Genomic DNA, 13455 nt, shown 5'->3' on the forward strand with positions numbered 1-13455 from the left:
AAAGACCATAAAAAACACGCATTATCGATAGTTTAAACAACAAAATCAACCTTGCGGCAAAGCTATAAAATAAAGTTTGCTTCACAATAAAATTACCGCCATTTTCAGTAAAAATCAGGATACGTAAAGCCATAATTTAGAATAAGTTAGCCAAACTGAAACCACCTGTTTAGAAATTGAATTTTTAATCCTTATTATGTGCTTACAGATGGATTTTAGGAGGGTAAAAACAGGACATAAAAAAAATGACCGATATCATCATATTTGAAGATATCAGTCATTTTCTATTTTTGACGCGGGAATGCTCCCGCTAAATTTTACAAAAAAATAAAGCTATGGTTAAAGCGCCTTATCTAAGCCTCTGTCTTTTAACAGGTATTTCATATTAGGTTCTTTCCCTCTAAAGGCTTTATACAAATCCATTGGCTCTACAGTTCCACCTTTTTCCAATACGTTTTTACGGAAGGATTTCGCTACTTCAGGATTAAAAATGTTTCCACTTTCTTTAAAAGCCGCAAAAGCATCACTATCCAATACTGCCGACCAGATATAGCTGTAATATCCCGCAGAGTATCCCGATGCGAAGATATGTTGGAAATAAGTACTACGGTAACGAGGGGCAATCTGTTTGATCAATCCGTATTTATTCATTTCTGAACTTTCAAATTCTGTTGCATTAACCTCTTTTCCTGCTGGCACAGTATGGAAGCCCATGTCCAGTAAGGATGCTGCAAGATATTCTACCGTTTCAAAACCCTGGTTAAATTTCGAAGCATTTTTCATACGGTCGATCAGTTCCTGAGGAACAATTTCGCCGGTTTTGTAATGTTTTGCATAAAACTGAAGTACCTCCGGTTCAAAAGCAAAATGTTCCATTACCTGGGATGGTAGTTCTACAAAGTCACGTGGAACTGATGTTCCTGCCAGACTTCTGTATTTTACATTCGACAATAAACCATGAAGGGCATGCCCCATTTCATGATAAAAAGTGGTCACTTCATCTGCAGTAAACAAAGCCGGTTCGTCCCCATTAGGACCTGTGAAATTACAAACAATAGAAACTACCGGAGCCACACGTTTACCATTTTCATAAGACTGAGTTGCATAAGAAGTCATCCATGCGCCTCCACGTTTAGAACTACGGGTAAAGAAATCCATGTAAATCACTCCGATATGCGTTCCATCCGCTTCCTTTACCTGGTAGGCAGAAACGTCTTTATGGTACACCGGAACTTCTGGAAGTAAGGTAAAAGTAATGCCATACAATTTATTCACCACCTTAAAAAATCCTTCCCTTACATTGTCGATCTGGAAATATGGACGTAATGCTTCTGCATCATAGTTGTATCTTTCTTTACGCACTTTATCTGCATAATGTGCCCAATCCCAAGCCTCCAGCTGTTCGTTCCGGCCTTCCTTGTCCATCACTTTCTGCATATCTGCAGCTTCCTGTTTTGCAACCGGCAAAGCTGCATCCCAAAGACCGTTTAATAAATCATAGGCTTCTTTTGGAGACTTAGCCATACTTTCTTCCAATACAAAATCTGCATGGCTATTATAGCCTAATAAAGCGGCTTTTTCTGCACGTAAAGCGACAATACGGGAAATGATCTTTTTGTTATCATTCTCATCATCATGATTGGCACGGTTGATATAGGCATTGTACATTTTTTCCCGAAGCGCACGGTTTTCCGAATATTGAAGAAAAGGCGTTACACTTGGTGTATGAAGTGTAAACCTCCATTTTCCTTCTTTTCCCGCCTGCTTCGCGGAAGCAGCAGCAGCTGCTTTTACGGATTCCGGCAAGCCAGCAAGATCGGATTGCTGATCAATCAGTAATTCATAAGCATTCACTTCAGCCAGCAAATGTTGTCCAAAATTTAAAGTCAGTAAAGAAAACTCTTTATTGATTGCTCTCATTTGTTGTTGCTGTGCGGCATTTAAATTGGCCCCACTTCTCACAAAAGATTTATAGGTTTTTTCCAGAAGGCGTTGTTGTTCTGCACTTAATTTTACAGCAGTACGTTTATCATATACCGTTTTTACCCTTTTGAATAGTTCAGCGTTCAGGTAGATATCGTCGCTATGCTTAGACAATTCGGGAGCCATTTGCTGTGCAATCTTTTCCAGTTCAGGAGAAGTATTTGCAGAACTCAGGTTAAAGAATACTGTGCTTACTTTCGACAAAAGTTTACCACTTTCTTCTAAAGCCACAATGGTATTTGCAAAAGTCGGCACCGAACGTTGTTTGTATATGGCGCCAACTGCCTGCTGCTGCTGTTTCATTCCTTCCTGAAAGGCTGGAACAAAATCGGCATTTGTAATCTTGTTAAATGGAGGCAGCCCATATGGCGTGTTGTAAGTTTCCATAAATGGATTTGTGCTTTGACCCATTACCGTTTTATCGGTTACGAGAAGCATCCCGCAAACTAAAAGCATAGAAGGGATTCCTTTTTTTAAGTTCATTTTTGAATAAAATTATTAATCTACCACAAAAAACCTGAGTATACAGGTCCTCACAAAGATAATTCTAAAAGGCTTGAACGCCTTGCTAAAATGTATCATTGTTGCAACAATAATAAAAATACAAGGACTTAGACGGAAATTTTTGCTGTTTTTAAGGATTAAAAATCAAATTTCAAGCGCAATCCTGTGCCAATGAGGTAAAGGTTTTCCTGGGTAAACTCTTTAATCGGAAGTTTGACAAATGGCTCTAGAGAAACCGACTTCCCTCTGGAAATTCGCTGTTTGTAGCCCAAAGAAAAGTTATAAAATCCAAGATAAGGGTCTGTTTTAAGCTCAGAAGTATGCTGTTCTTCGGTGGTTACAGTGGTACTCAATACATCAGCTTTAAAACTATATGCTATCCCTTGAGGATCCACAGGGCTGTTTTGCACCTGACTTTCCAGGAAGGTGTTTTTTTGTCTTTGATTCAAAACCGCAAAGGCTGAAATTCCAACATTTGCATAGAGGTTTTTATTGAAGCGATACCGGATTTCCAAAGGAATATCTATCCCCCGAATACTTGCATCCACTGCTTTCAGTTCCCTACTATTCCCCGCTAGTCCTTTAGTTGTTGTGGCAGGCATATCCTGTGCCCCTGATGGAGAGTAGGCGCTTCTGGACGCAGCCATTTCATTGTAAGAGATTCCCGAGTTAATCGAGACTTTCTTGCTCAATGCATAACCCATACTCAGGCCATAACCCATATTTAATTTCTTGCTGTTACCTACAGAAGGAGCCACCATTACCCCCATTTCCCATTTGTCTTCCTGTGCAGACAGGGAAGCCAGTTTAGGATCAGGTCTTCTTCCTCTTGCATTTCCGTTCTTAGATTCCTGTGCAAGAAAGTCTTCGAAACTTTGTGGTTTATCACTTGCCGGCGCTTCCACAACCACACGTTCCAGTCCTTTTTGTGGTAAAGGAGGATTAACCGCTGTAGTACCAGGAACTTCAATCGTATTTTGTTGCGTAATTGTCTTGGTTTCGGGCTGTTGTTCAGCAACAGCTGGTACAGCTGCATTAGCGGCAAATTCCCGATTGTTTTTAGCTATTGGATGACTGGACAATTGTCGCAACGCCAAAATCCTGACTGCTGGAATTTCCTTTTTCTTCAATACTGATGGTGTTAAATTAGAGCTTCCCCTGGCCTGTGTTCCGCTTTCTGATTCCGCCATTTCCGAAATCGAATCAGCAGACGTATCCGTTTTTTTAGGCAGTGAATACGGTCCGGCTGGCTTGGTAACACTCAATTCCAACGCCTTAATTCTTTCTTTTTTATTTACAAAGAAGAGCGCGAAGCCGATTAATATCAATGCGGCTGCACTACTCATACTCCCCAGCCAAAAAAATATCCCCCTTTTTCTGGCCGGTTTTTCAGAATTGAAATTTTCCCATGCTCCAGGAGCATAGTCTTCCTCATGAGCCATCAATTGCTCCTTTATGTGAGCGATTAGCTCATCATCAGGCAATTTCATATGTTCATTTGGTTTCATTCCTATATTTTTATTTTTATCATTTCCCCCATTCATCCCCGGTTACTTCTTTTGCGCGCCCCTCTAATTTGGTTCAAAGTCAGTAATCAACGACTTTGAATACAATATTCTTAATTTATTCTTTGCTCTGGTCAGGTAAACCCGACTTGAGCTTTCAGGTATATTTAATAGTTTTGAAATCTCTTCATGAGCGAAGCCCTCTAATTCGTACATATTGAAAATCAGCTTATGCATTTCTGGTAATTGATTGAGCAGGTTCATAATGTCTTGTACATGAAGTTGAGAGATGGCATTTAATTCTGTGATGGGTTGTGGCGGCTCGTCCATATCATCTACATATAAGAATGTCCTTTTACTACGTAAAAAATCGATCGCTGTGCGGGAAGAAATCCTTGCTATCCAACCTTTAAATGCTTTTTGTAATTGCTCCGGATCTTTGGGCGCCCCAAACTGCCCTAATCCTTTAAAAACCTTAATAAAACAATCATTAATCAGCTCTTCAGCATCATTACGATCATTCACATATCTTAAAATAACGCCCATTAAATACCCATAAAATGATTTGTAAACCACCTCCTTGCATTTATTGTCATTTTTCAAACATCCAGCTAAAACGTCCTCAAACTTGAGCATTCTTTTCTAACACCATTAAGGATTTCTTAAATTCTTCATCATTGCCCGGATAAAAGGAGATTGAATTCCGCTCCCTCCGAACCTCTTCTAAAACAGGGATTAACAATGAAACAGCAAATTTAAGCATTTCAAAATAAACTGTTTTAGTAGCTGGCTCTATATGAGCCAGCTACTATGGTGTTATTGTTTCAAAGTAACATTATAAACTGATGCTTTGAATTTCAAAGAATCAACTTGTACCGGACCGTTAAATCCTTTTGCCAAAACGGTATAGAACTTACCTTTTTCCAGTTTCATAGCTGGAAGTGTTGCCTTCACTGCTTTTGAAGTATGGTCTTTAACTTCTAATGCAACAGCCTCTCCTGGCTCTACATCAGCAAAGATGCTCGATTCTTTAAACGCTTTATTGCTGGCAATATCAGTTGTAGTTCCATTAATCCCCAGATCTAATGCCAATGCATCAGGACTTAAGTTTACGAAACGAACTTTTGCTTTTTCATTTACGGCAATACTATCTAACTTATCATTTACCGTAAAGAATGCCCTCTTGCTACCTGTATCCACTAAGAAAGTACTGTAGAACTTTCCTGCCTGGTACATTTCATTTTTTGTTAAAAGAATAGATGTTTTTCCTCTTTCTGTGATAGAAATTTTACTCGTTCCAGGATATGCGCCCAGGTAACCATATCTAACCCCATATTTAAATGGATCCTTATTTACCCTGTCGTTACCAAAGTAAAAGTCAAGCTCTTTTGTGTCCGGACCAGCGTGAACAATAGTAATCGCGGCCAATTGTACCGGCTCAATGTTATCGTATTTTTTCGAGCAGGCTGAAAAAACTACTGAAACCGCAAGTGCTGCAGCAAAAGTCTTCGATATTGATCCTAAATGGTTTGAAATTCTCATAATCTTTTTTGTATTAATTGGTTATTTGTTGGCTGTTAGCCTTTTCCTAATAAAACGGAGCTCATTTTAAAAACGCTACAAACAGTTATACAAAAAATTCACAATCCTAAACTTCCGAGAATGCCAGCAAACAAAAACCCCGCTACAAAACTGCAGCGGGGCTCTCATTAAAAAGAAATAAGATTAGATCAGATTCACACTTCTGCTCACAAAAGCAGTCAACTCTGCACCAGTTAACATTCCCTGTGCCAATAAAGCAAGATCTACAGCTTGTTTAGCCAATAGTCCTTGTTCTTCTTCATTGTCTGTCAACAGAATCTTTCCAATCAATTTATGATTTCCGTTGATGGCTACCTTATAGCTGTCTGGCATACTGCCATACATACCCATGCCGCCACCCATTTGTGCCATTTCTTTCATGCGTCGCATAAACTCATCCATCGTTACCGTTACAGGCAACTCATCCGGATTAAGACCAACAACTTCCACCTGCATTCCAGGTTTAGTGATGGCTTTGGTAAAGATTTCGTTTACTTTTTTTGCCTGCTCTTCTGTCAATACAGATTCGATGGCTTCATCCTTTTCGATCAGTTTATCTGCAACACTTGAATCTACACGTTTCAACAAGGTTTTCTCCAGTTTATTCTCCAGGAAGCTGATAAAGTGATTGTCGATTGCTGAGTTCATCAACAATACATCATAATCCTTTTTGTTTGCCGACTGGATAAAGGTATCTTGTTTGGCAGGATCCGTTGCATAGATATAAACTACCTGACCATTTTTATCGGTCTGGAAATCTTTTACCTTCTCCTGGTATTCTCCCAAAGTATAATTCTCGTTTTTAGTATTGGTTAACAAGGCAAAATCCTTCGCTTTATCGTAGAATTTCTCTTCGCTTACCAGGCCATACTTCACGAATAAACCGATATCACCCCATTTCTCTTCATAACCTTTACGGTCTTTATTGAAAAGTTCCTGAAGTTTATCTGCTACTTTCTTTGTGATATAGCTATTGATCTTTTTCACATTGCTATCGGCCTGAAGGAAACTTCTGGAAACGTTCAATGGAATGTCTGGTGAATCAATCACCCCATGCAATAACATTAAGAATTCCGGAACAATATCTTTCACCTCATCGGTAATGAACACCTGGCGCGAGAACAATTTGATTTTGTTGCGTTGCATATCAAAATCGTTCTTCACTTTAGGGAAGTACAATACACCTGTTAAATTAAAAGGATAATCTACATTCAGGTGAATCCAGAACAAAGGATCTTCAGCATAAGGGTACAATTGCTTGTAAAAGGCCAGGTACTCTTCGTCTGACAAATCTGCAGGTGCTTTTGTCCAGATCGGGTTCGTCGTATTGATGATATTATCCACCTCAACAGCGACTGTTTTCGGCTTGCCTTCTTCATCTTCACCATCAGCAACATGCTCTGTTCTTGTTCCAAATTTAATTGGTATCGGCAAGAACTTACCGTATTTATCCAGAATCTCTTCCAGTTTATTTTTGCTCAAAAACTCTTCTGATTCCGCGTTGATATGCAGGGTAATCTCTGTACCACGAGTGGTTCTGTTACCGGCAGTAATTTCGAATGAAGTACTACCATCACATACCCAACGTGCTGGTTCTGCACCTTCCTGGTAAGAAAGCGTTTGGATTTCTACTAAATCCGCCACCATGAAGGCCGAATAAAAGCCCAACCCGAATTTCCCTATGATTTCGTTCGCATCTTTTGCGTCTTTAAACTTCTCTACAAACTCTGTTGCTCCGGAGAAAGCCACCTGATTGATGTATTTCTTGATCTCCTCGGCAGTCATACCTAAACCATTATCGGTAATGGTAATGGTCTTTTTATCCGCATCAACTGCTACTTCTACCAATGGGTTACCCAGCTCTCCGTTGTATTGTCCTAATGCCGCAAGACGTTTAATCTTTTGTACCGCATCTACTGCATTGGATACCAGCTCGCGCAAGAATATCTCATTGTCTGAATACAGGAATTTTTTGATGATCGGGAAAATATTCTCCGTATGAATGGAAATGGTTCCTTTTTCTTCTATGCTCATATGTTAACTCATTTTTAAGTACATAGCCAACCTATCAATGCTTATTCCAATTCAAAAAACTTGTCAAATTGACAGTATAATGAAAACTATAATGCCAGATCATTCTTTTATTTTTATGTATACTTGAATATCTTATCAAATTTCTTTCGATTCATGATACCTGATGATCTCTATGAAAAATTAAAAGATGAAGGCACGATTTCTCCTGAATCTTATCAGAAACTATGTGAAAAACAACGGAATCCTTTATTTTCGCTGCACTGGGAATTAAAAACCTTATTATACCTTGGAGTCATGCTGCTCAGTACTGGATTGGGTATACTGATTTATAAAAATATTGACAGCATAGGTCATCAGGCAATATTGGCATTCATCGCAGCCATTTGTACCGGCTGCTTTTACTATTGCTTTAAACATAAAAAGCCATTTAGCCGCGCATTGGTAAAATCACCAAATGCGGTATTTGACTATCTCTTATTACTGGGCTGTCTTAGTTTTCTCAGCTTTACAGGTTACTTGCAATATCAATACGAAGTATTTGGAACGAATTACGGTCTGGCCACTTTTATCCCAATGGTGGTTTTGGGCTATGTGGCCTATGAGTTTGACCATTTAGGAATTCTCAGTATGGCCATTACCAATCTCGCTGTCTGGATGGGAGTATCCGTAACGCCCAGCCGCTTGCTTTCCAGCGGGAATTTCGACAACAATACCCTAATCTATACCTATTTATTACTAGGAGCTATCCTGCTGATTGGTGGTTTCCTATCGGAACGTTTCAATTTCAAAAAACATTTTCGTTTCAGCTACTTCCATTTTGGCATCCACATCAGCTTCATTGCATTATTAATGGCTTATTTTAATCATTACGACTCAACAGGCAGTCTACTTTGGATGCTGGTTTTGTTTGTACTGGCTTTCTACCTCTATAGGGACGCCCTAGCACATAAACTCTTCTATTTTATGCTCCTGGTGATACTGTATAGTTATGCAGCATTCAGCATCCTTGTTTTCCGACTACTCGATAACTTCAAAGACGGAGATGTGATCTACCTGCTTTGCCTATATTTTATAATTTCCGCGATCGCATTAATTCTTCATATCGGCCGTTTAAATAAACAAATGAAAAGCTTATGATCATTTATAATATCAACTGGTTAAAGCACCAGATCATACAGGATCAAATGAAAAAAGCGCATCAGGCACATCAGCTTAGCTCTGCAGAGCTACAGGCCGTCCTGGAAAAATATCCAATAGGTTTTCGTAGCTCCAACCTGTTTATGAGGATTGGTTTATTTGTGTTGACCCTGATCTTAACCGCTTTCGCATTTGGTTTTTTAAGCCTGATACTGAGCAGTACTGAATTGTTGGAATCTCCTGGTTATTATGTTTTTTTGGGCCTATGTGCTTATGTTGCATTGGAGATTGCCGTTCGCGTATACCACCATTACAAATCCGGGGTGGATGATGCTTTGATGTGGACTTCCGGTTTACTATTGCTTACTGCGCTAGTCATTTTCATTTACAAGCATGACCATGATCCTAAAGACTTTGTAATTGAACTCATTGTTTCAGGCTGTATAGCGGTACTGGCTGGATATTTTACCCTCCGTTTTGCAGATATGCTGATGGCCTTACTTTCTTTTTCAGGCTCGATTGCATTTGTGTTCTTTGCCTGGTATAAATATGGATTTCAGCCTTTATCGACAATGCCTTTCCTTATCATAGCTATTTCTCTTTTGATTTATTTCTTAGTCAAAAAACTAAATCAGCAACATTGGATCTATAAAAATCCACTAGGTATGCTACAAATCGCCAGTCTGCTGACGACCTATGCTGCCGGTAATTATTTTATCGTCAGAGAACTCGGAAGTTCGATGAACAATGTAACTCTTGCTCCAGATCAGGATATCCCTTTTGCCTGGTTCTTCTGGATATGGACTTTTGGAATTCCCATAGTATATATTGCTATTGGCTTAAGAAAAAAAGAAATCATTCTACTCCGTTCGGGCTTGATTCTGGTAGCGGCGGCAGCTTTTACTTTAAAGAATTACTATCATATCATGTCGACTGAAATGGCACTGCTGGTTTGTGGCTCCATATTGCTAAGCCTTTCTTATGCAGTGATGCGCTATCTGAAAACACCAAAGCATGGTTTTACAGCGGAAGAACTGGATGACGACCAGTTATTAGATCAGCTCAAAGTAGAGTCGCTGATTGTGAGCGGAACTTTGGGCGATGGAAACAGTGCCCCGGAAGGCAGCAGAATGGGTGGTGGAACTTTCGGAGGTGGAGGAGCCAGTAATGATTATTAATTTTTTTCAATATTATTTAGAATAATTATAAATAGTTTGTTTCTTTGTAAAAAAGAAACCCATGAAATTCATCATCAAGACCTTATCTATTTTATCTCTTTCTATTTTCATTGGCCAGGCTGTAATGGCACAGGCTCCAAAGACCGAGAAAAATCTGGATGCCAAATCCAAAACTACTTTTTACAGCCTGACTGAAGGAAAGCCGGTAAAAGAAACTGAAAACTGGGATCTTGCCTTCAACAATACCACCATCAAATTGAACAGTAAAAACAAAGTTGCTGGTCAGATACTGAGCAATACCAGTTTTGATAAAGTACTAAAAGCTCCGGAAAGTGGTTATAAAGAAGATAGTCAAAGCACGAGTGTGATTCCAACAGGATCGGGAAAAGGCTGGTACAACTACGATATGGCTAGTCATGCCCTAACTCCAATTGAAGGAAAGATCATCCTAATCCGAAATGCTGCCGGAAAACAATATAAAATCCAGGTGTTAAGTTATTATTTTGATGAGCAGGATTACAATGAAACTGGTTTTTACACCTTCAAATATGCTGCACTAAAATAATTAAGCACCATATCATCTTAACAACAGCCCATACCCTGATCGTATGGGCTGCTTATTTTTAAAGCCCATGGTCATCATCAACCCAATTAAGGTGCTTTTCAAATTCCTGAAACCGGCAGTCTAATTTGGCTAAAGCTCTTATTCAGACGCAGAAATGACCGGAATGCTACATAAATATTATCCTGTAACCGGTTTTTTCTTGTGTATCTTTGTGCCCTGATGGAATACAATGTTCACACTTTGCCAAATGGCATCCGCTTACTTCATGTCCCTTCTGCTTCTGCCATTTCTCATGCCTGCATCATTGTAAATAGTGGTTCAAGGGATGAACAGGACGAAAAAGCGGGTTTAGCTCATTTTATTGAGCATTTAATTTTTAAGCGCACAGAAAAAAGAACGACAAACCAGATCTTAAACCGACTGGAAAGCGTGGGTGCTGATCTGAATGCATACACCACCAAAGAATACACTTGTATTCATGCTTCTTTTTTGAATCCTTACCTGGACAGAACTTTAGAGCTTTTCCATGATATTGTTTTCCATTCTACATTTCCGGAAGATGAAATGGAAAAAGAAAAAAGTGTGATCCTGGATGAGATTACCTCTTATCTGGATCAGCCGGAAGAGGCGATTTACGATGACTTCGAAGACCTTGTTTTTGCCGGTCACCCACTGGGAAGAAATATCCTTGGAAGCCCGGAAACGGTCAATAACATCAGTCAGGCAGACATCCATCAGTTCATCAAGGAAAACTACCATACCGACAAGATCGTAGTCGCAGTTTTAGGGAATTACAGTTTCAACAAACTCATCAAAACCGGTGCGAAGTATTATTCGGAAATTCCGGAAAACCTACATAAAAACACCAGACTGGCCCCAGAAAAAGCGCCCGTATCAAAAGTTGTTCTTGAAAAACCAATCATGCAGGCCCATGTGATGTTAGGTTCCCAGGCCTATTCTCTGCATCATCCTTATAAAACCGGCTTATTGCTACTCAATAATCTGGTTGGTGGGACAGGTATGAGTTCTATTTTAAACCTGCAGATCCGTGAGAAATACGGCATTGCCTATACCATTGAAACGGGCTATAGTCCGCTAAGTGACACCGGTATCTTTACCTTATATTTCGGTACAGATAAAGAAAAAGTAGATAAGGCCTTATCCCTGATCTTCAAAGAATTTAAGAAACTGAAAGATCATCCGCTCACAGAGGTACAACTTCAAAAAGCAAAACATAAGTTCATCGGACAGATTGCTTTAGGCGAAGAAAACAGAATTGGTCTGATCATTTCGATGGCAAAAAGCCTGATCGACTACAACAAGATCGATGATTTACAGACCGTATTTAAGAGAATTGAGGCTGTAACGACCAGCGATATGGCCAATATTACCCATGAAATCTTAGATGAAAGTAATCTTAGCGCCTTAACCTTTTACCCTTTAGCGTAATATTTGTATTTTTGCATTATGAAATTACCCATTGTAGCATACGGCGATCCGGTACTTAAGAAAGTTGGCGCTCCTATAGACGAGACTTATCCGGATTTAAAACAATTGATCAGCAACATGTTTGAAACCATGTATAATGCTCATGGAATTGGTTTAGCAGCCCCTCAGATTGGCTTACCGATCAGATTATTTATTTTAGATACGGGAGTGGATGAAGAGGAGAAAGAAGGCTTCAAAAGTGCTTTTATCAATGCAGAAATCCTGGAAGAAACAGGCGAGCCATGGGCTTTCAATGAAGGCTGTCTGAGCATCCCTGACATCAGAGAAGATGTATGGCGTAAACCAAACATCCGCATCAGGTACTATGATGAGAACTGGGATTTACAGGAAAGAGAATTTGATGGCATCCTTGCCCGCGTAATTCAGCATGAGTACGACCATATTGAAGGCAAACTATTTACAGAAACTTTAAGCTTATTGCGTAAGAGAATGCTGAAAAGCAAGCTGGATGCGATTTCTAAAGGGAATGTAAGAGTCGATTATAAAATGCGTTTCCCACAGCAGAGCAGAAGGCGTTAATTTCCTTCGCTCCTGCTTTTATCACCTTTGAATATGGATTGCATCAACTTACCCCATGCAAATGGGTTTAAAAGCGGGTTGGTTTGCACCATATTCTTGTTTAAGGCCCTATCGTGATTCAATCTGAAGTTGATTCCTGAGATCTCTGAAGCATCTCTGGGCAGGCTTTGTATCCTTTCACTGATACTTTCCTGAGAAAGATTCCTCATGGCGATAGCGAAATCATCATCAGCAATCTTCATGGCCATAAAATCTCTGGTAAAATCTTCTACAGTAGCCCATGGATAAACCCGGACTGTAGGCAGATTCACAATCTCTGCTTTTAGTTTCACCATCGCGGTATACTTGCTATCGTCGATTTGTGTAGGGATTGCCTGAAGCAAATCCCTATAACCTACCGCAGAATATAGAATGGTATCACCGGGATGCGCGATAAAGGAAAAATATCCTTTATAATTCGCAGCATACCGCTGGCCTTTATTTGTTAAATTGGTCACCGTTACATAAGGCACCACTGTATTACTGTCTACGTCGGTGATAATCCCGCTAAACTGAATCAACTTTTTACTTCCCGGACTTTCCTGTGCGAAAGCCGTACCTATAAAAAGAAGCAATAATAAGGTGAGTGAATACTTCATATACAAAAATAGCTGTATTAATTATAACGGCTAGTTAAATAGTGTTAAAACGGTTAAACAGGCTCTGCAAGATTAACTGCCACTACAGCAGTAATTTGCGGTACTGCTTTCATAATGGCTTGTTCGATGCCTGCTTTCATGGTCATGAAGCTCATTTTGCAGGATCCACAGTTCCCTAATAATTTCAATTTAACTACATTATCCGCCGTAATCTCTTCTATAGCCACATCCCCACCATCAGCAATTAAATATGGTCTGATCGTGTCTAATGCCTGCTCTACTTGTTGTGTTAAATCCATTTT

General features: G+C 39.6%; 12 protein-coding genes. 5 read left to right on the top strand and 7 right to left on the bottom strand.

Features of this window, described 5'->3' with window-relative positions; all coding sequences use genetic code 11:
- Window positions 1-339 precede the first annotated feature (339 nt).
- The 5 genes from R2Q94_RS00500 to htpG all read right to left on the bottom strand — a co-directional run bounded on the left by R2Q94_RS00500 (window position 340) and on the right by htpG (window position 7607).
- Window positions 340-2466, bottom strand: a complete 2127-nt coding sequence (locus tag R2Q94_RS00500; RefSeq protein WP_316819473.1) for a M3 family metallopeptidase — start codon at window positions 2464-2466, stop codon at window positions 340-342.
- A gap of 158 nt (window positions 2467-2624) precedes the next feature.
- Window positions 2625-3995 (bottom strand): hypothetical protein, encoded by a 1371-nt coding sequence (locus R2Q94_RS00505; protein WP_316819474.1) that lies wholly within the window; start codon window positions 3993-3995, stop codon window positions 2625-2627.
- Window positions 3996-4058: 63 nt separating this feature from the next.
- Window positions 4059-4628, bottom strand: a complete 570-nt coding sequence (locus R2Q94_RS00510) for an RNA polymerase sigma factor (protein WP_316819475.1) — start codon at window positions 4626-4628, stop codon at window positions 4059-4061.
- 180 nt (window positions 4629-4808) lie between these two features.
- Window positions 4809-5534 carry a DUF4397 domain-containing protein gene (locus R2Q94_RS00515; protein ID WP_316819476.1) on the bottom strand — a complete coding sequence of 242 codons (726 nt, stop codon included), beginning with the start codon at window positions 5532-5534 and terminating at the stop codon, window positions 4809-4811.
- Between the two features lie 183 nt (window positions 5535-5717).
- Entirely contained in the window at window positions 5718-7607 is a 1890-nt protein-coding gene (gene htpG / locus R2Q94_RS00520; RefSeq protein WP_410478515.1) for a molecular chaperone HtpG, read from the bottom strand.
- 153 nt (window positions 7608-7760) lie between these two features.
- Between htpG and R2Q94_RS00525 the strand changes: the two genes are divergently transcribed.
- The 5 genes from R2Q94_RS00525 (at window position 7761) to def (ending at window position 12515) form a co-directional block, all read left to right on the top strand.
- Window positions 7761-8744 carry a DUF2157 domain-containing protein gene (locus R2Q94_RS00525; RefSeq protein ID WP_316819477.1) on the top strand — a complete coding sequence of 328 codons (984 nt, stop codon included), beginning with the start codon at window positions 7761-7763 and terminating at the stop codon, window positions 8742-8744.
- Window positions 8741-9922: a hypothetical protein gene (locus tag R2Q94_RS00530; RefSeq protein WP_316819478.1), complete on the top strand. Its 1182-nt coding sequence runs from the start codon at window positions 8741-8743 to the stop codon at window positions 9920-9922. Before R2Q94_RS00525 ends, R2Q94_RS00530 begins: the two co-directional genes overlap by 4 nt.
- Before the next feature lie 61 nt (window positions 9923-9983).
- A complete protein-coding gene (locus R2Q94_RS00535; RefSeq protein WP_316819479.1) occupies window positions 9984-10487 on the top strand; it encodes an HmuY family protein in 504 nt (167 codons plus the stop codon).
- Window positions 10488-10706: 219 nt separating this feature from the next.
- Window positions 10707-11936, top strand: coding sequence for a pitrilysin family protein (locus R2Q94_RS00540; RefSeq protein WP_316819480.1), 1230 nt, complete (start codon window positions 10707-10709; stop codon window positions 11934-11936).
- 18 nt (window positions 11937-11954) lie between these two features.
- Window positions 11955-12515, top strand: a complete 561-nt coding sequence (gene def / locus R2Q94_RS00545; RefSeq protein WP_316819481.1) for a peptide deformylase — start codon at window positions 11955-11957, stop codon at window positions 12513-12515.
- On the opposite strand, the gene R2Q94_RS00550 is transcribed toward def, so the two are convergent.
- Both R2Q94_RS00550 and R2Q94_RS00555 read right to left on the bottom strand, forming a co-directional pair.
- Window positions 12512-13153 (bottom strand): hypothetical protein, encoded by a 642-nt coding sequence (locus R2Q94_RS00550; protein ID WP_316819482.1) that lies wholly within the window; start codon window positions 13151-13153, stop codon window positions 12512-12514. The genes def and R2Q94_RS00550 overlap by 4 nt on opposite strands.
- Window positions 13154-13206: 53 nt before the next feature.
- A complete protein-coding gene (locus R2Q94_RS00555; protein ID WP_182958709.1) occupies window positions 13207-13452 on the bottom strand; it encodes a NifU family protein in 246 nt (81 codons plus the stop codon).
- Window positions 13453-13455: the final 3 nt, after the last annotated feature.

This window comes from Pedobacter gandavensis, assembly GCF_032678465.1.
Classification (GTDB): domain Bacteria; phylum Bacteroidota; class Bacteroidia; order Sphingobacteriales; family Sphingobacteriaceae; genus Pedobacter; species Pedobacter gandavensis_B.

Coding starts and splice junctions, on each gene's coding strand:
- R2Q94_RS00540 (WP_316819480.1), top strand. CDS start 10,707: ATGGAATACAATGTTCACACTTTGCCAAATGGCATCCGCTTACTTCAT.
- R2Q94_RS00555 (WP_182958709.1), bottom strand. CDS start 13,452: ATGGATTTAACACAACAAGTAGAGCAGGCATTAGACACGATCAGACCA.
- R2Q94_RS00500 (WP_316819473.1), bottom strand. CDS start 2,466: ATGAACTTAAAAAAAGGAATCCCTTCTATGCTTTTAGTTTGCGGGATG.
- R2Q94_RS00535 (WP_316819479.1), top strand. CDS start 9,984: ATGAAATTCATCATCAAGACCTTATCTATTTTATCTCTTTCTATTTTC.
- htpG (WP_410478515.1), bottom strand. CDS start 7,607: ATGAGCATAGAAGAAAAAGGAACCATTTCCATTCATACGGAGAATATT.
- def (WP_316819481.1), top strand. CDS start 11,955: ATGAAATTACCCATTGTAGCATACGGCGATCCGGTACTTAAGAAAGTT.
- R2Q94_RS00550 (WP_316819482.1), bottom strand. CDS start 13,153: ATGAAGTATTCACTCACCTTATTATTGCTTCTTTTTATAGGTACGGCT.
- R2Q94_RS00510 (WP_316819475.1), bottom strand. CDS start 4,628: ATGCTCAAGTTTGAGGACGTTTTAGCTGGATGTTTGAAAAATGACAAT.
- R2Q94_RS00505 (WP_316819474.1), bottom strand. CDS start 3,995: ATGAAACCAAATGAACATATGAAATTGCCTGATGATGAGCTAATCGCT.
- R2Q94_RS00525 (WP_316819477.1), top strand. CDS start 7,761: ATGATACCTGATGATCTCTATGAAAAATTAAAAGATGAAGGCACGATT.
- R2Q94_RS00515 (WP_316819476.1), bottom strand. CDS start 5,534: ATGAGAATTTCAAACCATTTAGGATCAATATCGAAGACTTTTGCTGCA.
- R2Q94_RS00530 (WP_316819478.1), top strand. CDS start 8,741: ATGATCATTTATAATATCAACTGGTTAAAGCACCAGATCATACAGGAT.